The organism is Leptospira ainlahdjerensis (assembly GCF_016919175.1).
In the GTDB taxonomy this organism is placed as follows: domain Bacteria; phylum Spirochaetota; class Leptospiria; order Leptospirales; family Leptospiraceae; genus Leptospira; species Leptospira ainlahdjerensis.
On the sequence record NZ_JAFFPU010000012.1, the window covers coordinates 132,665 to 158,422 of the forward strand.

At 43.7% G+C, this 25,758-nt stretch carries 24 protein-coding genes; 9 read left to right on the forward strand and 15 right to left on the reverse strand.

Annotation, left to right across the window (positions count from 1 at the left end):
- Positions 1-25: 25 nt before the first annotated feature.
- The 4 genes from zigA to JWG45_RS03320 are packed head-to-tail and all read left to right on the forward strand — an operon-like array spanning position 26 to position 4,494.
- A complete protein-coding gene (zigA, locus tag JWG45_RS03305; RefSeq protein ID WP_269750272.1) occupies positions 26-1,315 on the forward strand; it encodes a zinc metallochaperone GTPase ZigA in 1,290 nt (429 codons plus the stop codon).
- Positions 1,284-1,685 (forward strand): Fur family transcriptional regulator, encoded by a 402-nt coding sequence (locus tag JWG45_RS03310; RefSeq protein WP_205274938.1) that lies wholly within the window; start codon positions 1,284-1,286, stop codon positions 1,683-1,685. Before zigA ends, JWG45_RS03310 begins: the two co-directional genes overlap by 32 nt.
- Entirely contained in the window at positions 1,682-3,250 is a 1,569-nt protein-coding gene (locus tag JWG45_RS03315; RefSeq protein WP_205278359.1) for a hypothetical protein, read from the forward strand. The genes JWG45_RS03310 and JWG45_RS03315 overlap by 4 nt, the downstream gene beginning before the upstream one ends.
- A 20-nt stretch (positions 3,251-3,270) precedes the next feature.
- Positions 3,271-4,494: an AZOBR_p60025 family cell surface glycopolymer formation protein gene (locus JWG45_RS03320; RefSeq protein ID WP_408611592.1), complete on the forward strand. Its 1,224-nt coding sequence runs from the start codon at positions 3,271-3,273 to the stop codon at positions 4,492-4,494.
- A gap of 421 nt (positions 4,495-4,915) precedes the next feature.
- On the opposite strand, the gene JWG45_RS03325 is transcribed toward JWG45_RS03320, so the two are convergent.
- From JWG45_RS03325 to JWG45_RS22465, 8 genes are all read right to left on the reverse strand, one after another.
- A complete protein-coding gene (locus JWG45_RS03325; protein ID WP_408611593.1) occupies positions 4,916-6,463 on the reverse strand; it encodes a PDZ domain-containing protein in 1,548 nt (515 codons plus the stop codon).
- Between the two features lie 28 nt (positions 6,464-6,491).
- Positions 6,492-7,940 carry a S1C family serine protease gene (locus JWG45_RS03330; RefSeq protein ID WP_332476227.1) on the reverse strand — a complete coding sequence of 483 codons (1,449 nt, stop codon included), beginning with the start codon at positions 7,938-7,940 and terminating at the stop codon, positions 6,492-6,494.
- Between the two features lie 107 nt (positions 7,941-8,047).
- Positions 8,048-8,581, reverse strand: coding sequence for an adenine phosphoribosyltransferase (locus JWG45_RS03335; RefSeq protein WP_205278362.1), 534 nt, complete (start codon positions 8,579-8,581; stop codon positions 8,048-8,050).
- Between the two features lie 140 nt (positions 8,582-8,721).
- Positions 8,722-9,612, reverse strand: coding sequence for a protease HtpX (gene htpX, locus JWG45_RS03340; RefSeq protein ID WP_205278363.1), 891 nt, complete (start codon positions 9,610-9,612; stop codon positions 8,722-8,724).
- A gap of 370 nt (positions 9,613-9,982) precedes the next feature.
- Positions 9,983-11,593 (reverse strand): NCS2 family permease, encoded by a 1,611-nt coding sequence (locus tag JWG45_RS03345; protein WP_205278364.1) that lies wholly within the window; start codon positions 11,591-11,593, stop codon positions 9,983-9,985.
- Complete coding sequence (locus JWG45_RS03350; protein ID WP_205278365.1) at positions 11,590-12,066, reverse strand: ClpXP protease specificity-enhancing factor SspB; 477 nt, start codon at positions 12,064-12,066, stop codon at positions 11,590-11,592. The genes JWG45_RS03345 and JWG45_RS03350 overlap by 4 nt, the downstream gene beginning before the upstream one ends.
- Entirely contained in the window at positions 12,059-13,957 is a 1,899-nt protein-coding gene (locus JWG45_RS03355; RefSeq protein ID WP_205278366.1) for a polysaccharide biosynthesis protein, read from the reverse strand. Before JWG45_RS03355 ends, JWG45_RS03350 begins: the two co-directional genes overlap by 8 nt.
- Positions 13,882-14,073: a hypothetical protein gene (locus JWG45_RS22465; protein WP_332476228.1), complete on the reverse strand. Its 192-nt coding sequence runs from the start codon at positions 14,071-14,073 to the stop codon at positions 13,882-13,884. The genes JWG45_RS03355 and JWG45_RS22465 overlap by 76 nt, the downstream gene beginning before the upstream one ends.
- Before the next feature lie 32 nt (positions 14,074-14,105).
- Here JWG45_RS22465 and JWG45_RS03360 point away from each other — a divergent pair, with 32 nt between their 5' ends.
- Entirely contained in the window at positions 14,106-14,579 is a 474-nt protein-coding gene (locus JWG45_RS03360) for an STAS domain-containing protein (RefSeq protein WP_205278367.1), read from the forward strand.
- A 5-nt stretch (positions 14,580-14,584) separates the two neighbouring features.
- Here the strand turns inward: JWG45_RS03360 and JWG45_RS03365 are convergent, their stop codons facing one another.
- Positions 14,585-16,714: a hypothetical protein gene (locus JWG45_RS03365; protein ID WP_205278368.1), complete on the reverse strand. Its 2,130-nt coding sequence runs from the start codon at positions 16,712-16,714 to the stop codon at positions 14,585-14,587.
- Between the two features lie 564 nt (positions 16,715-17,278).
- On the opposite strand from JWG45_RS03365, the gene JWG45_RS03370 reads away from it, so the two are divergent.
- Both JWG45_RS03370 and JWG45_RS03375 read left to right on the forward strand, forming a co-directional pair.
- Positions 17,279-18,217, forward strand: coding sequence for a glutathione S-transferase family protein (locus JWG45_RS03370; protein ID WP_205278369.1), 939 nt, complete (start codon positions 17,279-17,281; stop codon positions 18,215-18,217).
- Between the two features lie 432 nt (positions 18,218-18,649).
- Positions 18,650-19,552, forward strand: a complete 903-nt coding sequence (locus JWG45_RS03375; protein WP_205278370.1) for a haloalkane dehalogenase — start codon at positions 18,650-18,652, stop codon at positions 19,550-19,552.
- Between the two features lie 115 nt (positions 19,553-19,667).
- On the opposite strand, the gene JWG45_RS03380 is transcribed toward JWG45_RS03375, so the two are convergent.
- The 6 genes from JWG45_RS03380 to JWG45_RS03405 form a co-directional block, all read right to left on the reverse strand.
- Positions 19,668-20,375 carry a FecR family protein gene (locus JWG45_RS03380; protein ID WP_205278371.1) on the reverse strand — a complete coding sequence of 236 codons (708 nt, stop codon included), beginning with the start codon at positions 20,373-20,375 and terminating at the stop codon, positions 19,668-19,670.
- Positions 20,376-20,498: 123 nt separating this feature from the next.
- On the reverse strand, positions 20,499-21,038 hold the full coding sequence (locus JWG45_RS03385; protein WP_205278372.1) for a HAMP domain-containing protein: 540 nt from the start codon (positions 21,036-21,038) through the stop codon (positions 20,499-20,501).
- Positions 21,039-21,098: 60 nt separating this feature from the next.
- The gene (locus tag JWG45_RS03390) at positions 21,099-22,184 is read right to left on the reverse strand and encodes a FecR family protein (protein ID WP_205278373.1); all 1,086 of its coding nucleotides are present in this window, start codon (positions 22,182-22,184) and stop codon (positions 21,099-21,101) included.
- A gap of 20 nt (positions 22,185-22,204) precedes the next feature.
- The gene (locus JWG45_RS03395) at positions 22,205-22,705 is read right to left on the reverse strand and encodes an RNA polymerase sigma factor (RefSeq protein ID WP_205278374.1); all 501 of its coding nucleotides are present in this window, start codon (positions 22,703-22,705) and stop codon (positions 22,205-22,207) included.
- A 151-nt stretch (positions 22,706-22,856) separates the two neighbouring features.
- Entirely contained in the window at positions 22,857-23,612 is a 756-nt protein-coding gene (locus JWG45_RS03400) for a DUF547 domain-containing protein (RefSeq protein WP_205278375.1), read from the reverse strand.
- Positions 23,613-23,775: 163 nt separating this feature from the next.
- Positions 23,776-24,303, reverse strand: coding sequence for a DUF1564 domain-containing protein (locus JWG45_RS03405; RefSeq protein ID WP_205278376.1), 528 nt, complete (start codon positions 24,301-24,303; stop codon positions 23,776-23,778).
- Between the two features lie 467 nt (positions 24,304-24,770).
- Between JWG45_RS03405 and JWG45_RS03410 the strand changes: the two genes are divergently transcribed.
- Together JWG45_RS03410 and JWG45_RS03415 are read left to right on the forward strand one after the other, a co-directional pair.
- Complete coding sequence (locus JWG45_RS03410; protein ID WP_205278377.1) at positions 24,771-25,292, forward strand: hypothetical protein; 522 nt, start codon at positions 24,771-24,773, stop codon at positions 25,290-25,292.
- A 79-nt stretch (positions 25,293-25,371) separates the two neighbouring features.
- Positions 25,372-25,746: a hypothetical protein gene (locus JWG45_RS03415; RefSeq protein ID WP_205278378.1), complete on the forward strand. Its 375-nt coding sequence runs from the start codon at positions 25,372-25,374 to the stop codon at positions 25,744-25,746.
- The last annotated feature ends 12 nt before the right edge of the window (positions 25,747-25,758 follow it).

The following is a 25,758-nucleotide window of genomic DNA, read 5'->3' on the forward strand; positions in this document are numbered from 1 at the left end:
CTCCAAACTTGAAGGAAAGGAAAAAATGATGAGTCTTTCCAAAAGTGCACAGAAAAAGCTCCCTGTGAGCGTTCTTTCCGGTTTTTTAGGCGCCGGGAAAACAACCGTCCTCAATCACATCCTTCACAATCGGGAAGGAATGAAAATCGCCGTCATCGTAAACGATCTGAGCGAGGTGAACATAGACGCAGGGCTCATCCGATCGGGTGGAGCGGATCTCAAACGGGCCGATGAAAAACTTGTGACGATGAGTAACGGTTGTATCTGCTGCACGTTGCGAGAGGACCTTTTGGAAGAAATCGGAAACCTGGCTCGACAAAAAAGGTTCGATTATCTTCTGATCGAGTCCACCGGAATTGCGGAACCTCTTCCGATCGCGGAAACCTTTACATTCGAAGATGAAAACGGAAATTCCCTTTCGGACTTCGCGTCCTTAGACACGATGATCACCGTAGTCGATGCAAAGAATTTTCTAAAAGATTTCGACTCTTCCGAAGACCTCAAGGATAGAAACCTAAACTCAGAAGAAGAAGAAGACGATAGAACGATCGTAGATCTTTTGGTGGAACAGGTCGAATTCGCAAACGTGATTCTCGTTAATAAGATCGATTTGATTTCGCAGGAACAACTCGGGTCTCTTCAGGCGATTCTTACTAAACTCAATCCTGAAGCAAAAATCTATCCGATCCAAGAAGGAAAGATCCCACTTTCCAAAATTCTGAACACGAAACTTTTCGATTTTGAAAACGCGTCCAACGCACCCGGTTGGCTTCAAGAACTTCGAGGTAAACACAAACCTGAAACCGAAGAATACGGAATATCCAGCTTTGTCTTTCAATCCAGAAAACCGTTTCATCCGGATCGTTTCTATAAGCTGATCGAAAAAGAATGGGCGGGAGTGATTCGTTCCAAAGGAATTTTCTGGTTGGCTTCTCGTATGGATTGGGTGGGAGGTTGGTCTCAGGCGGGAGCCTCCTGTAGAACCGAAAACGTAGGGCGTTGGTGGGCGACGATCCCTCGTTCGGAATGGCCGTCCGAATCAGAAGATCTGGACGAGATCACCTCCGTTTGGTGCGAGCCCTTCGGAGATAGGAGACAAGAGATCGTGTTAATTGGAGTTGACATGAAGGAGGATGAGATCCGAGAATTATGGAACGACTGTCTTTTGACCGAAGAAGAAATGCTTCTTGGTGAAAAAGAATGGAACCATTTTTCAGATCCTTTTCCTCCATGGGAAATCGAACTAGAAAAAAACCCTCCGGTGGTCGATCGGATTTTTTTGGATGAAAGCAGAAGTAGGCAAAGCAGCCCTTAGAAACACAAAACAAAAAGGGGAAATCTTAAAGGTTCTCGAAGCAGCCAAGGGGCCTTTATCGATCAAAGAAATCTTCGAACTCTCTCGAAAGAATCTCGACAACCTCGGAATCGCCACAGTCTATCGAGCCGTCAATCATCTGATGGAAACCGGCGCCATCAATGAAATCCATCTTCCTGGAGAATCCTCCCGTTTTGAGGCGAGCCATCTTCACCACCACCATCACTTTCATTGCAAACAATGTGATCGGGTCTTTGACGTTGAAATCTGTCCGTTTCCTCTCGACAAAAGCCCTAAAGGTTTTACCGTGGACACCCATGAGATCATCCTCTATGGGACTTGCTCCGACTGTAATTCCAAAGTAAAATGAATTCAGAATCACGATTAAAGTTTAAAACTTTCTGTATCTCTCTTCTACTTCTTTTAGGATTCGTTTTTTTAGACAGAGTGATCTTTCCGATCGCACTTTTCGAATTTCCAAACGAACTCGAGTGGGACACTTCTCCTTGGTACAATTTTCTTCACAAAAGAAGAAACATCAGCTTTAAAAACGACGAAAAGGGGATTCTGATCGCGGGAAGTAGCGTAGCGTTGTATTCTTCTTATCCGGATAAGATAGCACAAAAAATCAATTCTTCAAAAAGGGTTTCGTCGAACTTCCACGCGGAATTCTATTCCCATCCCGCGATGTCTCCTACCGATTTTTATTATTATTCGGACGACATCCTTTCTAAAAATCCGGAGGTTGTCGTTTACGTTTTTAATCCCGCCGATTTACAATTAGATTATATTCAAAAAACGGAATCTAATTCAGCGAGTTTCAACGAAGCCGCAAGACTCAAGGATTATAAGGTCCGGCACCAGAATCGTTTCATTTTTCCGGGAGAATTTTTAGCGGACCACTGGAAGAATTATTCCAAGGGAGATTTTTTTTCCCAGCTTGCAAAGGCGGGAATTCTTCTCAATCGTTATAGAAGTTTCTTATACGATCCGTGGATGGAATACATAGAACATCATACAAGAACGATGCGCTCCTATCATTATTTCACCGGCGCCGTTCCGAAAGAGGGGATCTTTCTTCGAGGTTGGACGCCGCCACAGTTTACGATCGAATGTGAACTCAAGGACGGAAAACTTTCCGAGGATATCTTTACACAAAAGCCGGGAATCAACTTACTCATTGAAGAAACGACTCCGAGCGGAGCGCCAATGAAGTATGAAGCTTTGTTCAACGAGACTTACTCTAAACCGGGTTGGAAGCCAATTCTCCTAAAATTCGAAGACGAGTTCGGGAAAAAAAAGAACTCCGTGACCTTAAGATTCACCGTATCTCCGACAACCAGCTCAGAAGAAGTTGATGCGAGAATTTTCGGAATCCCCGCGACCTACGGAATCCGGCTCCCCCAGAACTTTTGCAGAAGGGAAATCAGAACGGGAATATCCTACGAAAGAATCCACGGCCTTGACGACGATCGTGTCGAGAACATGTCCGACGGAGAATACTTAAAAGACTACGAAAGACGTCTTTATTACAATCCTGAAAACGAAGGTGCCTTGAATCGTCTCAAAAAAGTCCAAAAAAACAAAGAGATCCTCGGCGATTCCGAATTTTTTACCTGGTCCGAGTTTGTTTTTTTGGAAAAGACGATCTCAAAGTTCAAAGCGAAAGGGAAAAAGCTCGTCATCATCAATTCGCCAGAAAATCCTATTGAAAGTAAATATTACAAAAACGGAAATTGGTATCGGGGATATCTAAACTTCTTCGAATCCCGGAGGAATAAAGACTTCGGTTTTTACGATCTCAAAGATTCGATGGGGGATAAAAAATTCTTTTTGGATCCTCATCATTTGACATTCAATGCCGCACAAAAAAGTTCCGGGTTGTATGCCGAATCGATCTTAGAATTCCTCGATTCTCCAGAGCGAAAAAAATAGTGAACTCAAATCGGAATTCGATTTTTGCCCGAATTCGGTATCAGCTTGAAAGTCCGAAGTTTGTTCTTCCTTTCTTTTTAATCCTTTATATTCTCTCCTCAATTCTCATCTGGAAAAAATACGACTGGAATCCGAGTTCTCAGATCAATTTCGGAATGCAGTTTGTAGTCCAGAATCCGGAACGGACGCCGAAAAGCGCTGTGATCTTCCAAAGTCAACCGGGCGATTTAGGTGCCGGCTACGACGGGCAGATCTTTTATTTTTACTCGAGAATGTTAAGCGAATTCAATTTAGAGTGGCCGAAAGGATTCGAGGCCAATATTCGAGCGCTCCGAATCGGATATCCACTTTTGATTTCTCCCTTTGGCTGGTTCGGACTCTGGGGAAACGTAGCGGGGATGTTTCTTGTGAACTTGATCTTGATTTTATCTTCCTGGTTTTTACTAAGAAATCTTTGCGGAGAAAAATACCGGATCGGTTCCAGTTTGTATTTATTTTCTCCCTTCCTTTTGGGAAGTTATGCGCTCTTAGTAAGCGACGCGACCTTGGCAAGTCTTCTCGTTTTCGTTTATTGGTTATATAAAAAAGAAAAGTGGATTTTGTTCTCTTTTGCGGGAGCCCTTGCGATCCTCACAAAGGAACAGGCCTTATTCTTACTCTTTCCCTTGGGACTTCAATCCTTGTTGGAGAGAAAATGGAAAACTTCCTTTTGGATCGCTTCCACACTAACGCTTCCGATCCTTTGGGCCTTCTTTTTGAAAGTTCAAATCCCCGAATGGTCTCCGACAAGATTCGCGGACTTCTTTGCACCGTTAGACGGCTTTGCGGGTTATTGGAAGGAAATCAACGAACCGTCTTTGTTTTCGTTTTTGCATGCGCCCGACTTTGAAACCAAACTGACTTTGTTCGCCAAAAAGTTTTCCAGGGTTCCTCTTTTTCTTTTGTTTCTTTCGGGGCTTTTTGTCCTTTCGAGCGGGGATTGGAGAAAAGGTTTAGGAAATCGGCTTTCTTTTTTTTTGGTGATGTTTTCTATTTTTTCGGCGGGTTATATTTTCTATTGGTCTTCTTACGAAAACGTTTCGAGAATGTTTACGGTGTCGATCGTTTTTTTAATCTTCTGGAAACTAGAAGACGAGACAATCTCCGATCGGATCTATTGGATCGTTTCCGGATGTATTTTGTTTCTGTTCGTATTCAAGTTGGCTTTTATTTCCAGAACTCTCCAATACGAAATCTGGAAATAAAATCTCTTCCAAAACCCAATTGATCTCCGTAAACTTTCTAATGAAAATGCTAGAACTCCCACAAATTCCGTCATTTTCGTAAAAAAGTTCAAACAAACTTAGAATAGTAAATTCTAAATGGGATGCGTACATTCTGAAATCTTGATATAGTCTTTTAGATTTGAAAAGATTGAGAAGTTTTTAGAAAAAGAACTTTGACAAAGACGAAAAAATTTATGAGCAGAAGAATGTTTCGACAAATGGCACCCTTGCGAAAAAAATCAAGGACAGACTTCATCCGGTCCGTATCCAAGATGATTTTCGGCGGAATCCAGATTTCCCCGTACGGGAATCGGGACTCCGATAAAAAGGCGGTTTTGTAGGAGCTCACACAACAAAGACACAAAGCTCTGCCGCGTTTAACGTGAGATCGCAGTTCTTTTCAATTCTCCGGCATTCGAATCTTATAACTCTTGTAGATACGATCGTTAATCTCTTTGAGTTTACTTCTTTCCAGAGCGATCTCGGTTCCATCGTCCAGAGAAATCAGGGCAAAATTCGCTTTCCCTTCTTTTAGATTAATTTTTAGTTCGTTCACCGATTTCACTTCTTTACCGTCCAACTTTTCCACAATCTTAAAACTCAGGTCGTGAAAACCGTTGTTGGATTCGTCGGGGAGAACTTGAGAAAGAAGAACAACCTTGCCGGCGTCTCCTTCTTTTTCGTGAAACTTCGCATAGTCGAAAAGATAAAGGAGCTTTCGATCTACTCTGGATCTCCAGTCTTTTCCCCATTCTTCCAGAAGAGCTTCGGAAAGTTCGAGAAAAACAAATCCACCTTCCACGGCAAAGTCATTCGTCATCGGAGTGTTCTTGAACGGAATTCTCACAGCGTCGTGTGGAAAAGGCTTGAGTTTCATGTTCAGGGAAATCTTTTGTTTATCTCTTAGGATAAGAATCGGGATTTCCTTTCCTAACGAATATCCAAACGAATCACCCGCGTGCGCCAAAAAGGAAAGAACTTGTTTCCCATATAACGGGTGTTCGATGTAACCTTTGGAATCCACCTTTTTACCGCCGAATTCCAAGATGATATCTTCAAGTTTTAAAACTCCGCTCGCGGAAGAACCGGGGATGACGTCCGCCACTAGAATCCCGGAATCGGATTCTTCCATACCGTAGTATTTTTTCACCGTAACATCCGTGATCGGACGGAATCGAAATCCCTTGTGAGCGAAAAGATCGGTTCCGGGAGTATTTAAGAATTTTTGAATGATAAAGGAAGGAATGATTCTTCCTGAATTTTTGCCGGTCGTAAAATCATAAAGAAGCCCCACAACTCTTCCGGATTCGATCACGATTTCTCCAAAACCGTTTAGACCTTCGCTTGAACTGATATCCACAACGGGAAGTTCAATTTGTCCGAGCGGCATCTGATCCATATCCATGCTCAAAAGAGTTGCGGCTGTGGATTGAATCGATCCGGAATTGTCCAATTGATAGATGTTTGCCTGTTTCGGAAAAACCACGATCGGAGAAAGCGGAAGAGGGGACAGATCGTCGAAAAAGTTTTTCTTTTCCACTCTCAAAAGCGCGAGATTCGATTCCGGATCTTTGCGAAACACGACCGCTTTGATTTCGGAATAAGAAGAATACTTTTTGACTTCGATCAGAGTCGCATCCGGAAGCAACGTATAAGGAATCAGAATCCGATTTCCTTCGGTGACCAAACCCACACCTCTTCTTACACGCGGACTCTTTTTTTTCCAGGGCTGATGGTATTCCGGTTCTTGAAAGGTTACTTTAACCTGTATGATACTTTTCTGATATTCCTCAGTGGTCCCTTTGGAAGCGGGGGAGGAAATCATCGGCTTCGAGGATTCTTTTTTGGAAACATCCTTCGTAGCAGAACGTTTTTTTTTGACCGAAAGAAAATCCCCATTCTTACCAAAAGAAGTTTCGGCGAAAACCTCGAACGAAAGAAAAAGAATCGCCGAAACAGCCGCCAACTTGAACATTCTATTTTTCATTTTCTGATTCCAGGCCGTAGGTCTTACGGATTTTTTCGTCGGCCTTCTCCGCTTCTTCTCGATTGAGAATCAAGGGCACTTGAACATCCAAGAATTTCAGACGAAGGTATTTGTCTTTCGAATCGTTTAAAATTCTTTTGAGATCTTCCAACTGAGTCACGGGAATTCCGTTTACAGATTCCAAAACTAAATTGACGAAGTAATCCGAGGAAGAATTGACCGGGTGCGATAACTTTCGATAGAGAACGACGTCCGTCTTTTTGGTTCTGTTGAGTCCGTCTTCGATAAAATAAAAAAATCTGTATAAGAGTTGGCTTCCACCGGAAGTGTTTCCGCCTCGGCTCCAACTCGTGATCAGATCTCGCGACATCTCTTGAAAGAGAAGTCCTCCGATCATCGCGAAATCATACGGTTTATCGTATTGGTTCCGCATAAAATCAAAGTCGGGCATACGGATCGCGGGGAAGGATACGGTCATTTCCTTTCCATTTCTATAGAGTTTAAAAGTGATCTTATCTCCCGCGTGTTTGTTGTCCACGATCTCCACAAAGTCCACTCTCGCGTCCCGGTCTTGCATCACGGTTCCGTTTTTACCGATCGGATTTCCGTCGATCTCCACGAGAAAGTCTCCTTCTTTTAGATACTTTTCAGCGGATCCGTTTTTCAAAACCTTGGAAACAAAAACACCTTCTAAAGAATCCGGAATTCCTTTCGCCTTTCGCAAAGAAACGTTAAACGAATTGAGGGTTCGAACTCCGAGCTCCACATAACCGTCGTATTTGCCGTCTTCGATATCGGTGAGGAAATGACGTATAACGTTGGTGGGAATGAGATAACCGATATTCTCACCCTTGGTCGCGACTTGAAACGCAACTCCGACTACCTTGTCGTCTTGGATCGCCGGTCCTCCGGAGTTTCCAGGATTGATCGCCGCGTCCACTTGCAAAACCAAATGACTGTCCACGGCGGAATGAGAATAAACGGATTGATCCTTTCTCGAAACGATTCCTCTCGTCACCGAAACCTTATTCCCGCCGATCGGATAACCGACCACGATCAAAGGAGAATTGAGTTCCGGAATTTCTCCGAGTTGAAGATCTCTCGAGTCTTTGTAGAATTCGGGGCTTTCCGCTTCGAGAACGGCCAAATCACAATCATGGGCTATATGAAGAACCTTTACGCCGTACCATTCGGTTTGATTGTATCTCTGCACCTGAACGAACTTTGCGTTCGAGATTACGTGTGCGTTTGTAATGATTCTTTTATTCCCGATCAAAAAACCGGTTCCGGAACTTGCGCGAACCGCGTCCGTCGTCCAAGGCGAAAACGGATTTACCGACTGAGAATAAACTCGAATTTGGACGACTCCCTTTCGAAGTTCGTCAAAAGGAAGAGGGCCTTCCACTGCATTGGTTTTTGTTTGAAAAAACAAAAACACCGAAACAAGAAGAAGTTGGCGACTTCTCTTGACCCCAATTCTTAAAAAACCGGATAGATTAGCCGTCAATGGGCCCTCCAAAGCGAATATTCAATTTTTAGAATTTTCTAATGTCCTTCGAACTCGCAGATCGCAAAAATCGGAACTTGCAATTCTTCTTTGAGTTTTTTGCCGCCGCCCAGGTCCGGAAGATCGATGATCACTCCGGCCTCGTAAACTTCGGCTCCCAGTTTTCGCAGAAGTTTTACTGCCGCGATCATGGTCCCACCGGTTGCGATCAAATCGTCCATAAGAAGAATTCGATCTCCCGGTTGGACCGCGTCTCTATGAATTTCGATTACGTCTTTTCCGTATTCCAGATCGTATTCTTCCGAAACGGTTTCCGAAGGAAGTTTTCCTTTTTTACGAATGGGAATAAAACCGACTCCGAGTTGAAACGCAAGAGGAGCCCCGGTCAGAAAACCTCTGGCTTCGATACCGGCCACTTTTGTGATTCCTTTCCCTTGGTATCTGTTTACAAAGGTTCCGATCGTTAGAGCAAGTCCTTCCGGATCAAGAAGGAGAGAAGTAATATCGCGAAACAAGATTCCCGGTTTTGGATAGTCAGGTATGGTTCTGATTTTGGATTTAACAATAGACATCTAGGTTTTACGTCCCAGGATTTTTATTTTACGGGTTCTATTCAAAAAACCGGAGACATTTCAAACAATTCTTTTTTATTTCCAAGAAAGAAAAGCCCGGCAAAACCGGGCTGATTTTAGGAACTCTTAAAAACTCCGAATCAATATCCTGAATTTTTCAAAGCTGCGATTCTCGCTTCTAAAGGCGGGTGAGTGGAAAACAAGGCCAACCACTTACCGTGTCCCGAGATCTTCATCGTTGCAAGAGATTCTCCACCCCTTGGATCTTCCGGAGCTTCAAAAGTACGTTTTAACTTTTCAAGAGCGGACACCATGTTCTGACGTCCCGCGAGTTTCGCTCCGCCGGCATCAGCACGATATTCTCTCGTTCTTGAAAAATAAGCGACCACGATCGATCCAAGAATGCTGAATAAAATGCTGAGTACGATGTTGGCGACCAAACGCACCGTGTATTGTGCGTCTTCGTCTTTTACGAGAGTACTCAACGCATAGCTCACGATTCTCGAGAAGAATATTACAAAAGCGTTGACTACTCCTTGGACGAGAGTCATGGTTACCATGTCACCGTTCGCAACGTGAGCAAGTTCGTGCGCGAGAACTCCTTCTACTTCTCCGTTGTCCATCACTTGCAAAAGTCCGCTGGAAACAGCGACAAGAGAACTGGACTTGGACGGTCCGGTTGCAAACGCGTTGACTTCGGGAGAATGATAAATTCCCACTTCCGGCATCGGAATGTTCGCGGCCCTCGCGAGTCTTTCGACTTTAGAATACAATTCTCTTTCCACTCCGGTTGCGGATTGGCGATTGATTACCTTTACACCCATCATCGTCTTCGCCATAAACTTGGATAGAAGGAGGGAAATAAAGGATCCGCCCATACCCCAGAGGAGGGCAAAGATCATCAAGGATTCGTAATTAAGTCCGTTTGCGTTGAGATACGGCCCGATTCCAAGCACGCTCGTTACAATCGAAATCGTAACCACGACCAAGATATTCGTCAGCAAAAACAACCCAATTCGTTTAAACCACATTTTGGTTTCTCCTATTCATCTTCTTTTCTTTATACTATCAGTCTGCCTAAGAACGATTCCTATTTTTATGGGAAACGCGATTTTTTTGTCCGATGGAATTCTTAAAAATCCAATCCGTCGTTTCTCGTCGTTCTAAAATCGCGGATGCACTATCACGGCAAATCCACGATTCTCAATTACTTAGACCTTTCCAACAAAACTTTCGATCCATTTCGAAGAAGCTTCCTCGAATGCTGCCCCTTTTTTGGACCAAAAAAATCGACCTTCTTCACGTTTCGATTTTTCCGCGGGACGTTTCGTTTTCGACAAAACTTAAAATTCTTCTTTGAGTCCGTTCGGCGAGGATTCAAAAATTCGGAAGAATTTTGGTCTAAACTTTTCTCGGTTCCTTTCTAAAAAACGAGGCGAGTAAGAATAAAAATCCGAGTAAAACATACGCAGTCACGAAAGAATTAAATCCGGGTTCGAACTGCACAAGCACGTCGTTTCCTCTCAAAGAGAATCCGTGAATAAATCCGGTGGCCGCTAAAACCGAGGCGATCAAACAAGTGATCAAGGCCTTCTTAAAATCACGATCGATCACAAAGACGGCGATGGAAGCCCAGATCATCGATGAAATGAGAAACCCTTGAGAAAGACTCAAAAGCCCTCCGAGTGGATACGGAAGAAAGGGTAGCCCTAAAGGAACATCGGACATCCAGAGATGCGCGGTTTCTTTTACACCAGCGTTTTCTAATATTCCCGCGATTGATCTGTCAGCGTAGTTGAACGTGGACTGAACCAGAAGGACTCCCCAGCCTGCAAGCGCCGGAAGAATTCCGATCACAACCGCCGGCGCGTGTCTGCTCGGAGTGGCTTCGAAAGCTTGCGAACCGATCACGATTCCGATCCAAAGAACGATCGCCATTCCGGCTTCCACTGGAATCAGCGCTTGGATAAAGGCAAGAAGTCCGAAAAGCGCGACTAACGTCATAAAAATTCCGTTCAACGTGGAATAGCCGGCTCTTGCACCGAGCGCTTTCCAACCGGGATGTCCGATATAAATCGTAGTAGGAAACGGAGAACCAAAGAAGGAACCGATCACGGTTCCGACCCCGTTTGCCAAAAGAGAATCTCTGGTGTTGAAAGAATCTCCGGAGGCTTCTGCGGACTCAATGTTTTGCAAAGATCCGATCACGTTAAAAATTCCCATAGGAATGATCACCGCAAGATACTCCCGAATATCCGCGAGTTGAAACGCGGAAAACAAATCTCCGATCGATAAAACCGGTAAGTAGAATCCGATTTGACTCGTGGAGGCTTTCAAAAGCGCTCCGTCCATCATCGGATTTCCCCAGACCCCTTGCGACCATGCAAGCGCGGTTCCTAAAATTACGGAAACAAGTCCGCCGGGAAGACGGAACGGAAATACGACCCTCGCAAAGTATTGGAGAAGAATGATTCCAAAAGGAAGAAACGCTATCAGTGGATTCTGAAATGTCCGAACTAAAAAGTCCATCGAGATAAAAGTGATCGCGATTCCTGCCAGAGAGGAAAGAAGCGCGGCTCTTGGAGTTACCTTTCGAATCTTTTCGGCTACAAAAGAGCCGAACATTTCGATCAGACCGGAAAGAAGACTCGCAACAAGTCCCACCTGCCAAGCGATCTTGTAATCTCCGGTTTTCTTATAAACGGGAAGTATAATGAAGAACACAAATGCGAAGAGTGAAACTGTATTGATCCCGTAGGGGAGTGCGGTGACGTCGTTTCTGTTTTCTTTCTGAGCGAGACGATGCGCCTGCCAAGAATAGAAAAGATTTCCGAGCAAAAGAGAAATTGCCGTTCCCGGAAGAATGACCTTATAAACAAAGTCTCCCGGCACGCCGCAGAGCGTGGTTAACAAAAAAGAAAGAACAAGAATCTGAATCAGATTGTCGATCATCAGACCGAAAAATCCGTCCAAGTCCCCAAGTACAAACCATTTGAATTTATTCTGGCTCATTGTTTCGATTTACTCCCAAAGTCCACTTGAATCACGTTGGACTTGTCGTCCTTCGTATCACCCTCTTTTTTCTCTGTTAAAACCGTCTTCTCTCCCGGAGAGGATTGTTTCCGATCCTCCAGTTCCGAGGTAAAAACTTTCATGTTCGTAAGCGTTGTCTGTGTTTTATCAAAATAACGAAGGACACAATCCCAGGGAATAAAAACTTCCTCCCAGACGTATCCGAATTGAAGTTCCGCGTAGATCCATTCCTCGCCCGCGTCGAGATTTCGAACTCCGCCTTTGGGACTAAAAACGAGAACGATTCCGGATTCTTTTTCGTCTCCGACTAATCCTCGTTTGCCGATGACGAGTTTGGGATGAGGAAGCGCGTGCAAAAAGAAAGTGCCGAATCCGTCCCAGTAGAGATCGAACAACTGTCGTTTGAACTTTCTCAGACTGAGAATTTCTTCCTTTAGATTTCCCTTATCCATTTTTGAAGTTTCGATCCGGACCTTCCGCGTTGGTTTCGCTGAGATAGTCTCCGTGAATTTTGTATTCCGGAACGAGGGCCTTAAAGGCCAGAAAAATTTCCTTGTCCTTATTGGTTCTTCCCGCGGTGAGAAGTTCGTTGAATCTTGCGATAAACGTAGTCGGTTCCTGATTCTCCAGAGGAGATGCGATCTTGATTTTAGGATGATGAGTTTTTTTGATCCCTTCCAGATCGAGAAGAAGCTCTTCGAATAATTTTTCTCCGGGCCTGAGTCCGGTAAACTGAATCGGGATGTCGACATGAGGCCTGAGTCCGCAGAGACGAATCATCTCTTCGGCGAGGTTGAGAATTTTTACGGGCTCGCCCATTTCTAAGATAAAGATCTCTCCACATTCTCCCATACTTCCTGCTTGGAGTACGAGTTGAGTCGCTTCCGGAATCGTCATAAAGTAGCGGATCACATCGGGATGTGTGACCGTGACGGGTCCACCGTTCGCAATCTGTTCTCTGAATCTTGGAATCACCGAGCCGTTGGAGCCGAGTACGTTTCCGAATCGAACCGTGATAAACTTGGTTCTGGTTTCTCGGGAAATATGTTGCAGATACAATTCCGCGGCGCGTTTGGAAGCCCCCATGATGTTCACGGGATTGACCGCCTTGTCCGTCGAGATCAAAACAAAACGTTCCACTCCGGAAAGACGGGAAATATCGGCGATGTTTTTTGTGCCGAGGATATTGTTCATCACGGCTTCGGTCGGATTGACTTCCATCATAGGAACGTGTTTGTAAGCCGCCGAGTGAAAGACAACTTGGGGAGAATGCCTTTCAAAGATGGAACTCACACGGGAAAGATTTTTGATATCGGCCACGATCGGAACGAGTTCGATATTCTGACCTTGTAATTTCTTCTTGAGTTCGTATTCGATTTCGTATAACGGAGTTTCTGCGGAATCCAAAAGAAGAATCCGGGAAGGTTCAAAAACGGCGACTTGTCTACAGAGTTCGCTTCCGATCGAACCTCCGGCTCCGGAAACAAGAATGGATTTTCCTTTGAGATAAGAACGAATGGATTCGATTTCAAGATCGACCACCGGACGACCCAAAAGGTCTTCCACTTGCACTTCTCGGAGTTGATTCAACTTAGGAGAATCAAAAAACAAAGAACCCAAGGAAGGAAGAATTTTGAACTTTACGTCCGAATTCTCAAAAGAACGAATCAAACGACTGATGAGCTTTCCGTCGGGATTGGAGATCGCGATGATGACCTGTTTGATTCCGAATTGACTGATCATCTGTTCCGCTTGATCGATCTTTGCGAGAATCGGAATACCTTGGATATGAGCTCCGATTTTTTGTACGTTGTCATCCAGAAAACCAACCGGATTGAGTTTGAGCTCGTTGTGTCTTCGGATTTCCGAAAGGAGTGTGGCTCCCACTTTTCCGGCGCCTAAGATCAGAGTAGGAAGTCCTTCTTCTTTTGATTTTTTAAGAATGTACTGATCTCGAAATACTCTCCAAGAAAAACTGCGAATACAAAGAAAACTGAGCAGAAGCAGCGTATCTAAAACAGGAACCATTCTGGAAAGTTGCTCGAAACGATTGTAAAAAAGAAGTGCGGTCGTCGAGACTAAAGAGGAAAGCAGGGTGACTTTGATGATCTCCACCAAATCGTGAATCGACGCGTAAGCCCAGATCGATCTGTAAATATCCGAAAGAATAAAAACTCCCGCACGAACCGAAATCACGATGACAAGAGACGTTAAAAATCTTTCCGGAGGAACTAAAAAGACAAAGGATTCAAAGCGGATCCAATGTGCTAAAAAGAAAGAAATTCCCATGAAAAAAAGATCCAAGGGGAAAATCCACATTCTCCGATTCCATTGACCGAGCATGTAGGAAATAAAATCCTCTTCTTCCTAAAAGTCCAATCTTTTTGAAATAACGAACGCCGATTTTTAACCGATCCGAAAAATGTGTTGCAGAAAATCTTTTCTTGCCCGACTCCAATAGGAGAATAAATCGGTTTTAGATCGGGACACTTTGAAAGAAATCATCATCAACCTCCAAGGGGATTTGGACTTTAAACTGGGAGAAGCCCTATTCTCCAAATTGGAAGAACTTACCGAAGCGCCTAGAAGAATTCTTTTGGACGCTTCCGGTTTGAACTCGGCGACCCTCGAAGGCGCCTCGATTTTAAACCGACTTCCCGAACGTTTTCCGGATTCGAAATTTGCGATCTGTACAATTCCGGAAGGGATCGATCTTTCTTCGGAAGGGAATTCTCCCATTCTCGTTTTTCAGGACAGAGAATCGGCTAAGTCACATTTGACCGCTTCGGACGACGACACGACGGACCAGGAGTTTTCGGAAGAATCTACCGTATTGGTCCATTGTCCGATCTGTTTTCATCTTTTGAAAGTCCAGGGTTCCGGGAATTACGGATGTCCGGCCTGCAATTCCAAATTTTTCGTGACAAAAGATTTCAGAACGTCCCCTTTTGAAAGATTATTATAATATTCTTACATTTCTTCGAACAACTGAATCGTTTCCTGGACTTCGACGGGAACGTTACCGGCTTGAAAATAAGGGTTGTATCTTTTTTTGATCCCTGAAACAAGTCTTCGTTTTCTCGCCTCGAAAGAATCCATAGATTCTTTAAGAATCGGATCTTTTCGAAGATTGGTTCTGATGTCGGGGGCAAAGGGCACATAACGGTTCAGTATGTCTCGGCAGACGCGGTTGAGCCTGAGCTTTCCGGAAGATTCGAATAAAATCCAATAGGAGTAATCCGAGCCGAAAATGTCCTTTAGATTCTTTTTGAATTTCATCAACTGTTGATCGATTCCCTTCTTAGCATCCGCAGTAAGGGCAGGAGATTTTCTATAATTCTCCAGATAAAGATAATACTCGGACGTCAATGACGGAGGAGAGGAATCCTTCCACTTTCTTCCACGAACCGTCCTTTCGATTTCCCAACGGAATTCTCCCAAGGTTCTCGTAATGGCCAAAGTCATATTCTCGTTGAGAATTTGAGGAAACACAAGCCTTCCTCTCGAACTCAAACCGGAAGTCACCTCCTGCCAAAGAACTCCTCGGTTTCCAAAAACGGGAAGAATGATACAGTCCGGAAAAATTTCCTTCATCGCAAGTTCCGGTTTTCCGGGAGATTGTTCCGGCTCGAACGTGATCTGTCTGTGAAAGAGATGTCGATCGATCTTGTGTACGTGATCGACAACCGACTTTAGTTTTTCCGGAGTCATCAGAAACGCGTCCGTTTCACCGTACATCTGATCCTCGGAAAGAATCGGATAGGCAAGATTCGGATTGGTAGAAACTCCGATGAGGCCGTTGTACAAAAGATTGCTCAACTCCCAATCCAAAAGATGAAGAAGATCCTCGATCCCGCTCTGATTCGCGGAGTCGTCCTTTCCAGTCTTCCGAACCAGGGAAGCTTTCACTTGTTCATAAGTTTGTGAAAGATAATTTCGAGAAGGAGTTTTTTTTCCGGAAAGAATCAAACCCAACCATTCCGGTAAAAGATAAATCGCAAGATTGTGGTTAGACGGATAGGGTTCTTCGGAACGGCTTCTCAGTTTTTCCAGAGTGGAAAAGAGCTGAACGATTCTGGAAGGGGAGAGTAGATTCTCATCTAAAAAGAAAAAATGAAGAAACAACAAAACCGGTTTGGGAATCGAGGAAATATCCGACCGATACTTCGCATAACAAGACGCATAAAGTTGGATGAAGGATTGAATGTCTTCCGGTTTGTGTTCCTTTCGAACAAGACCCGGATGTTCCTTGAATGCGTTTACTCTTTTTTGAATGTCCGCCGTCGCCGAGGCGCTCATCCCCGAATATCTTAAAATCTGAATCAAACTGTCTCTGAATTCATCGGGAAGAGGTTGATCGTCCTGACCCGTAGTCCCGGCCATGTGGACTCCGCCCCAAGTCCTCGTTTTCTCTGGGTCTTTCTCCGGAAGCGTTTGGATTTGGATTCCGATATCGTTTCCTTTAAAATTGAGAATCGTTGCATCAAAACGGATCCATTCCCGATCTTCTCCCGAAAAAAGAACGTGAATTTTTTCTCCGGCCCCGATTGGAAACGAGTGGTAGATTTTTTTTGTAAAAACTTTTGCGTGGAAGGACTTGTGGACGGACTCGGGAACAATCGGCCCGGAAAATAGGAATCCGGGAAAGGCTTCTTCCCCATCGGTTAAGAATACGACCGGAAGAATTTTCTTAGGATGAGGGCCCAGATCGTGCACGAGATGCTGCAACCTCTTGAAGATCAAAGCGTCTCTCCAAGCGGGAAGTTCTCCCAAATGTGCGAGGTAGATTGCAAGCTCCGGGAGAAAGGCTTCTTGAAACCAAGAAGGAGATTCTACGATTCTTCTCAGATCGGAAACGCTCGCCTGATCCAAAAAGGCATGGATGTGAATAACGTCTCTTCCGTTGAGATAGGTGAGCGGAAGTTTTTTTAGAATTTTTGCTCGATAGAGAGAGCGGAGTTCCGTAGAACGGCGAAACCTCTTCTCAAGCCAATATCCGGCGAGCACCAAAAGAACGACAAAGATAGTTCCGTTGATGACCGGGATCCAAGAGAATTCAGGCCAGACTAAAACGGGACGAGCTTGTGCGAGGAGAAACATGCGGAATGTATAAACTTCTCAGAGTCAGGGTCAAGCAGGATTCTTCAGAGTCTCGGACCGCTTAGAATCCAGAACAACGAATTCCAAATCTACAAACCATTCTTACAAGACGTCGCTTGTACAAATCCATTTTTTTTGAAACGTGGCGATATCGTAAGCTTTCGGTCTTTTCGAACCGACTTATATTTTAGGATACAAATCCGGCCGTTTCAACTCGAAAAATAAGAATTCGTTTCTTGGAAGTCGCATTAAAAAAATCTTTTCCGAAACAATCGAGGATCGCGCGGGTTCAGGACGTTTGTGATTCTTTTCTTTCGAAGCCTTTGTTATCAGTCTGTGCGAACGAAGACGGCTCCAATTCGAAATCCGAACTGTCCTTGCAAAAACTTCGAACGATCGAACGACAAAGGAATGGGAAACTCGGCTCAACGTTTCCGGAAAAAACAAAAAATTCTTAAAAGCGAAAAAAGTTTAGAATCTAGAATCCTTGTTTGCGACGTGAAACCGTTTTTCGAATGAGAATTTGATTTGTCCAAAAGAGAACGATGTTTCAACGTCTGAAAAATGACTATAGAAAAAGGAATCATTCTCCATCATTATCCGGCTTCTCCTTACTCGGAGAGGGTTCGACTTTTTTTAGGATATAAAAAAGCAACTTGGAAATCTGTGATCACTCCGATCACCATGCCCAAACCGGATCAAACGATTTTGACAGGAGGATACAGAAGGGCTCCCGTCTTGCAAATCGGATCCGATATCTATTGCGATTCAAGACTGATTCTCGAAGAACTCAACCGAATTCTTCCGGAACCTCCGATTTCGATCGGAAACGCAGACGCAGCTTCCGCCAACCTTTTGGCGGAATTGGTCGACGCCGACGTATTCTTAAAAGTCGCCAAATTCGTAATGGGATCCTACGCGCAGAAACTTCCGCAGGAACTCGTGGACGATCGTGCTGCGATGCAACCTCAGGAAAAAATGACAAGGGAAAATATGGAAAAATTGGTTCCGTATCTTCAACTCAGTCTTTCCAAAATACTTCCTGAATTTGCAAAAGTTTTGGCGAAGAAGGAGTTTTTCGGAGGTGAAATTCCGGCTCGAGGGGATTTTGCGATCTATCAAATTTTCTGGTTTCTAAATACGATTCGAAAGTTCAAACCGCTCGTTCCGGGAAATGAAAATTTGCACGAATGGTTTGCAAGAATGAAAACGTTCGGCGCCGGAGAATCGATTTTGTTCACCGCGGAAGACGCCTTAAAAACGGCGGCGGAAAGTTCTCCCCAAAGGATCGTTTCCGCAAATGTCTTACCCGAGCCTTACGACCTTAGAGCTGGACAAGAAGTGATCGTTCATCCGGAACACTACGATCACGAAAGAATTTTCGGAAAGTTGGTTCATCTCGACGACGAGATGATCATTCTCGCCAACGAGTCGCCCAAAACCGGATTGGTTCACGTTCATTTTCCGAGATTGCGTTATCTCGTTTTACCAAAAAGTTCCTAAAGTTTTAGGGGAACTTCGATTTTGAACTGGGAAAAAAGCATCCCAACGTTCTATGGAATTTTGGATGCTTTCCAATTTCAAAAGAAAGAATTTTGAATCGAGGGGAGCAAAACAGATCCAGTAGACATAATCCGGAACTTCCGATAATGTAGATTATGTCTCATTAAAAGGAAATGAGAGGGGTATCTCCGAATTCGGATTTTGTAAGACATCCTACAAAATTCTTCTCTAAAAAACAACCGATCGCGAAAATTCTCATCGGAGAAAAACTCCTCGCGGGAGCCGCGCAACGAGGACAAGACTTTTGCTTCGGATCCGGATTCTTATTCGATGACCAAAAATCGGCAGGAGAAAATTCTTTTCCAAAAATGAGGAAGAAAACGATTCGAAAAGTGCTTCCCGGAAAGACAATTCTTGGAATTCTTATGCCCCATGGAAATTTTAAGAACACCGGATTCCGCCTTTGACAACCTTCCCGGTTACAACTTTCAGCCGAACTACATTCCAATCCAAAACCTTCGAATGCACTACGTCGACGAAGGAACAAAGGACGCTCCCGAAACCGTACTTTTGCTCCACGGAGAACCCTCCTGGTCTTTTCTCTATCGCAAGATGATTCCACCCTTAGTTGCAGCCGGATATCGTGTGATCGCACCGGATCTGATCGGATTCGGAAAATCGGATAAACCGAACGAGCCCGAATTTTTTTCCTATCAGAGTCACATGGATTGGCTGAAGGAATTTCTGATCGGACTCGATCTCAAAAACGTTACCCTCTTTTGTCAGGACTGGGGAGGACTTTTAGGTCTTCGATTGGCGGCGGAGAATCCGGAACGTTTTTCGAGAATCGTTGCCGGAAATACTTTTTTACCGACCGGAGACATTCCGCCCAAAGAAGACTTTTTGAAGTGGAGACATTTTTCTCAAAACGTAAAACGACTTTCGATCGGAACGATCGTAAAAAACGGATGTGTTTCCGAATTATCCAAAGAGATCGTCGCGGCCTATGACGCGCCGTATCCCGATGAAACATTCAAAGCGGCGGCTCGCAAGTTTCCGGCTCTGGTTCCGATCACTCCGGACGATCCTGCTTCCGCAGCGAACCGAAAAGCCTGGGAAGTTTTAAAAACGTGGAAGAAACCCTTTCTTGTCGCATTCAGTGACAGCGATCCTCTCACCAAAGGGGGAGATATTTTCTTTCGCAGAATCATCCCTGGAACCAAAGGTCAAAAACACGTAACAATTGCAAATGCGGGACATTTCCTTCAAGAAGACAAAGGGGAAGAATTGGCCGAGGTGATCCAAGGTTTTATCGCGGACAATCCCTTGATTTGATGTTTCCGAAGAATTCGGTGACATCATCCGAGACACAACTCACGCCGCCGGTCTCGGAACATCAAAAGTAAAATGCCAGCGCCTGACAAACAGGAAATATTCTATTTATAGAATATTATGATTTCGGGAAGTTTTCTAAAAGTTCCTTATTTTTGAGTTTCTGATCTTTGAGCATTTGATAATTCTCTGCCTTGATCGTTTTGAAAGTTTGGATGATTTTCATCTTTTCCTTCATAAATTCTTTGAGAGGTTCGAGAAGAAATTCTTTACCGTTCCAGGAAGCTTGTTCTCCGGCTTTTAGATCCAGTTCGCCTCCGGAAGAAGTGTTGACCGCGACCGCGCCTTCGTTTACAAAAACGCCGTCCGGAATCGCCGAATCTTCGTTTTTCGGAGCATTCTCCTTATCTTCGCTGATTACGAACTGAGTTCCTCGAACACCGGCCGTATAAGAAACCGAAGTGACTTCCAGATCTTCTTTCTTATTGGATTTCTGGACGTTGGCAAAAAGTTTTCCGGAAACCAAATTGACCTTGGTTTTATTTTTGGTCCCATCGGAATAGAGTTCCGAAATTTCAATCTTGGTGAATGGGGCTAGTCGGACCACGGCGCTCGCACCCAACTGAAGATCGGCCTTACCGTCTCCGGTTTCCACCTTCGCGGACTTTGTTAAGACTACGTTCTTTTTTAGAGTGTCAGTCTTTCCGCCTAAAGTATAATGCACCTTCCCGGTGACAAAGAGAGCGATCGCAACTTCTTCTTCGGCAAAAACAATCGACGGAAAGCTTAAGAAGAGGAAGGCCAGGAGCAATACGTTTCGGATCATACCGAGAAGGTTTGCATAATTTGGGAAAAAATCTACAATTAATTTCCGAAAGAGATCGAGGCTCCGGAGGAACGTCGATTTAAAACCCAACCCTTTCGGTTTTGGATTTGAACCAACAATTGTTCAACTCTTCGAATTGATTCTTTTTTCGATCACCTGGTTGAGAAGATCGGCGAGTTCTTGAAACTCGTCCCCTTTTCGAATTTTGATCTTTTTTACGTTTTCCCCATCGGCCAATCTTTTGAGGTGATTTTTGATATTGTAAACGGGGCCGGCCATCTTATGAGAATAAATGACGGTAAAAATCGCGGTCATTCCTAAAAACAAACCAGACAAAAGAAGAATTCCATTTACTTGAATCGTAAACATATCGAGCCTATGGTCGTAGTCCGGAAGGAAAACTTCTCTTTCAACAAACTTTTCTTTTTCCACACCGTTGAGCTCTTCAAAACCTTTTTGATACACTTTTACCGGATCGTTCCTCAAACGGAAAACGACACCCTTGTCAAACTTTGTATAATTCAACCAGTAAAGAAAACCGACCGTCAAAAGTAGTCCGAAGAGAATTAGTAAGGAATAATTCAGTAAGAATTTGAGTTGGAAGTCCCGGTCTATGATGTAGTTGCTAAAAATCCTTTTCTTACCGGGGTCATCTTGTGTCATGCGGGGTCCTCGAGAACTAAATTTCCCGATTTACCCGCTCGATGTCAAAGAGAATTTCGTTCAGTGAACTTGAATCACTTCAGATACGGATTCCCGTGGAATCGTAATTTCCTTTTCAAGTGTTTGAACATACATCGCTTTTTCGTCCATGTCCACGATGACGCCTTCGATCGTCTTTCCGTCTATGAGAACAAGTCTTTCCATTCTTTGAAACTCGGTTAGGAGATCTTGTTTGCTGGAATAAGCCTTGTTTTTGTCGCGAGGAATGCTTTCGATCGGCAATTTATCAAATTCACTGTTGAGAAGATCTTTTTCGGAATCTTTCAGAAGGCTCCGAACAAAACCTTTTTGATTCACAAAGATTGCTTGGTTCGGCTCTAAAACCTGTTCGCCTTCCGGGGCGGTCTTTTGAGAATCCGCTCTCGCGCTTACGGCAACACGGCCTTCTAAAACTTGAACTTTAGTTCCATCTCCCGGGAGATTTTGAAAACTAAAACTCGTTCCACGGACTTCTACGCTGACCGTTTCGGAACGAACTATAAATTCTTCCTTTTTCAGATTCTTGTGAATGTGAGCAAGAAGTTCGCCTTTTTCCAGATCGATTCCGATCTTGTAGTGGGTTGAGAGATCGATTTTGGGAAAGGAAACCTGAGAATCTCCGAGGACACGAACCGCGATTCCGTCCGAGACTTTGAGATTTAAGAATGCGGTCGGACCCGTGATCACTTTCTGCCCTTCCTGAATCCGAACTCCCGGTTTGAGGAGAATTTTGTCCTTCGGATCGGAAGAAGTCAGATAGGCTTCTCCTTGGACCTGAGAAATTTCGACTCCGCCCTTTTCAACGTTGAGCGGAGCGTTATTTTTAAGAATAGAATAATACCCTAATGTGATGGCCATCAGAAAGACGGCCGCGGCGGAAAGAGAAAGGACGATCTTATTTTTTTCGAAACTGGAAAAGGAAACTACATTCGAGGTCTGGGCGCGGCTATAGAGCGACTCAAAATCCGACTGTTTGGCTGAATATTCAACCCAAGAACTGCTCAAACTTTTGCCGAGCCATTCTACAGAAGGACTAAGTTCGTTCTGCTTGCCTTCCAGCAGAATTTCTTTGATCTTCTCTTCCCTTTCCATTCCCGATGCTTCCAACTTTTTTTTATTTGATTCAATCAGGGTTTCAAATTCTTTTTTTCCGCGATCTCTGTCACTTTTGCCGTCGCTTTTACGATCAATCGAGAAGCGGTTGAAACCGAAATGTCCATAATCTCAGCAATGGTAGACAAATTGTAGTCTTCCATAAACCGAAGGATCAAAGCATACTTTTCGTCTTCTTCCAGTTCATCCAAACAAACCAGGAGACGCTCTTCCAGATCCTTAAGTTCGGCTTTTCTAACGAAGGAAAGTTTCTTTTCCTGAAAGTCCTGCATCTCGGAATTTCCACTCTCCTTTACGGTCGAGAATTTCCGAGAATGATTGATGGAACGGTTCCTGGCGATCGTATAGAGCAAGCGAATCGCTTGTTCCTTATCCAGATCCGAATCCGAATACTTCCTGAAAAAATTCAGGAAGGTATCCTGCATGAGGTCCATCGCTACTTCAGGATTTCCAGAAGAATATTTATAGAGGAAATCAAAAATCTTTCCACTGTACTCTCGATAGAGAGCATCCATAAAATCTTTCCGGGAGGTCATTGGAACTAAGTTGAAGATGGGAAACCCGATTTCAAGTAAATTCCTTTGCCGCTCCAGCCTTCTATCCTGAGTTAACAGAGTGAATTCGGCTTTTTTTCAAATTTACAGTTTTTTTTTCGAACTAAACGGATTATTTCCTTTGATTCAGATTCCAATCGTAGTCGAGATATTGGATTTCTGCGGCAACCGGAACCGGAGGAAGTCCGGAATTCTCATTGAAGAAGGAGAGGAGATTCCCGTTTTTACGAGTAAAATCCGTCTGAAACCACTGAAAGATCTTGGAAAGATAAAGAATCTTCGCCGACTCATCGTATCGATTGAATTTCGAATCCGAGAGAAATTTTTTCGCAACAAAACTCAGTTGTTCTTCAAGCTTTGCTGCTTGATAGGATTCGTTTAGAATCGGCGGACAACCTTTGGACGCACAATTGATCGCGAAGTGAATTCTGGGTTCTTGAAAATCTTTTCGGAGTTTCTCGTGTTCAATCCAATCCAGATTCTTTTTGGCGCCAAGGAGGTTAAAAAATTCGATTTTCCACGGTCCGGAAAAAAGGCCTCCGAGTTCTTTGATACTTTTCAGAGGATAATGATCCAGGATCAATCGAATCGTAAACGCGTTATACGCGTTGATCAGAAAACTCAGTTTTTCGGATTTTGTAAAAGAAGAATATTCTTTTTCGTCGACCGCGCTCAAGGTCTGAAGATAAGAATCCAAAGCAGTACGATTTGTCTTCCAGGAAGTGTAATCGACTAGACCGTTCTGAACGTATTTTCTAAGCTCGTTTGAAAACTTAGAATGCGCATGATCGAAAGCGGATAAAGATCCCGTAAAAAGGACCAAGATTAGAATGGGAATGAAAAAAAATGAATGATTTCGTCTGTGCATTTTTGCTTTTCCTATTTTTTCCTTCGACTGAGTTTAGAATCCATCGGTTCTTCTATTTTCTTCTATTTGTGAAAAAGTAAATGGAGGTTTTGAGAAACGTCGGGCCTTCTATTTGCTATAAAATGACAAAAGCGGGCTTTGTCTTTTTCGAACTGTGAAACTTTTAGTAGTACGGAATGCGGTCCTTTGCATAAATCGGGTTCGGATCAAAGATAAATTCCCGCGAAATCGTGTTTGAGCTCAGATCGAGGGTCAAAATATTGCGGTAAAAATTGAAAAAGGGTGGAGTTCCCACATTTAAAGTTTCACTTATAGATTCTCCAACTCCAACCTCTTCCAACCAAAGCATATAATTTACGAGGAAACATCGGGAAACTCCGTGTGCGTTCGCATAAGAGCTCAGAATCGCCCACGTCCCAAAATCCATTCTTACATTGATTCGGATCAGAGGGCCTTGATTTTTTTGATACATCGTTTTACCGATTTCCGGGTTGAGCCTTCTTACCGAAAGAAGATATTTTCCATACCTTCTCATCAAGACCGGAATTTTCTTCCGAAGAAAAATTCTTTCTTCCTCATTCAATCTCTTCCAATATTCTTCGGGAATCAGAAAGGTTTCCACGTTTGTTTTTCCGTCCACGGCAAGACGGTCTTCAACTTTTTTCACCGGAGCAATCAAAATGTTTCCCATACACAAAACGGTTCCAAGAGAATTCCGCAGGATTCGAACTCGAGAGATTCTAATACTTTTTTTTATAAAAAAATTCCGATTCTCCAAAAAAACAAAGGATAAGAAGAATTGAATTCTCTTTTTCCGACAATCAATTTCTCCCAATAAACCGAATCAGGAACTCGATTCCCCCTTTTCCGAATCATCCTTTCTCGTTCTTTTTTATTCTTCCCACTTAAAAATCTTTCTCTTCTTCGTTTTATCTTTCTTGGAGAATTCTTCGAACCGATTTTCGCAATTTCTATTCCTTGTTAGGTTTGGAGGTAAAGCTAACAAATACGGCGTCTTTGATTCCCAAAGTGCAAAAAAGTCAGACCAAGCAGGCACTTCATTTTCTTTTTCGAAAGAATCCAACGGAAATCCGGAATTCTATTCTTTTTATAAGAACAAAAATTCGATCCGATGGTTATTTAAATCGAGGTTTTTTCATGACGATAGTTTATAACGGAACCGGAGGAATTTTGGGAATTTTCGCAATCCTCCTTTCTATCATTTTGAGTTTTTGCGATATAACCTGGAATCCTTGGGGCTTATTGGTTTTTTGCTCCATCCTGACTCTTGGAGGTGGAATCTTGGAACTAACCTTGGACGAAAAGATACGTCCACGTTATTTTTTTCTGATTCCGGCTTGGCTCATCGGGATTTGCGGAATCGGTCTTGTCGTTCGAGAAAGATACGAACTCTGGGGAAACGTAATCTTCGCCGGAATCTTAATTCCACTTTCGTTTTGGATCCGAGCCGAATCGAAAAAACCCGGCGGTATGTGGGTCTTCGCTTTGCTGGGTAGCCTGATCTTAATCGCTACCATTCAGATTTTGATGCAAGGAGAACACGGGCCAACTCCTTCAATCGGAAGTCATATCTTCAACGGGGCCGGAATTCTTCTCTTTATATTTTCCCTTTTCAAGATTTGGTTCGCACGAAAAAAAGAAGAATCCGCGTCCGCCTAAACGGCGATCGATTCGAAAAAACAAAACGAAAGTAAATTTATCTCCTCGTAAGAATCGATTCTTTCGATACAAATCTTAGATGTCCTCACTTTTTCAAAACGATTCCGAACCGGAAGAAAGAATCCACGGTTACGGAAATCCGATTCTAATTTTTAAACTTTGTATTATTGGATTGTTTTGTTTTGGACTTTTGCTCGACTTCCCCTCTCCGATCTTTTCTCAAAACGAACCCAATCAGAAATCTCAAGAACAACCGGAATCCAAACCCCTTCTTCGGGTCTTTCCCTCTTTTCGAAAGGAAGAATGTGACTGGGCGATTCGCTGGGATATTTGTCTCAATTGTTTAAGAATCGGAAGGAGATACGCGCAGAAGATTCATTTTTATCCTTCGGGACCGTATCGAGAACACGGATGTTATTCGGAAGAGGAAGGTTTTTTTCTTTTAGAAGAATGAAGTCGGTGAGAA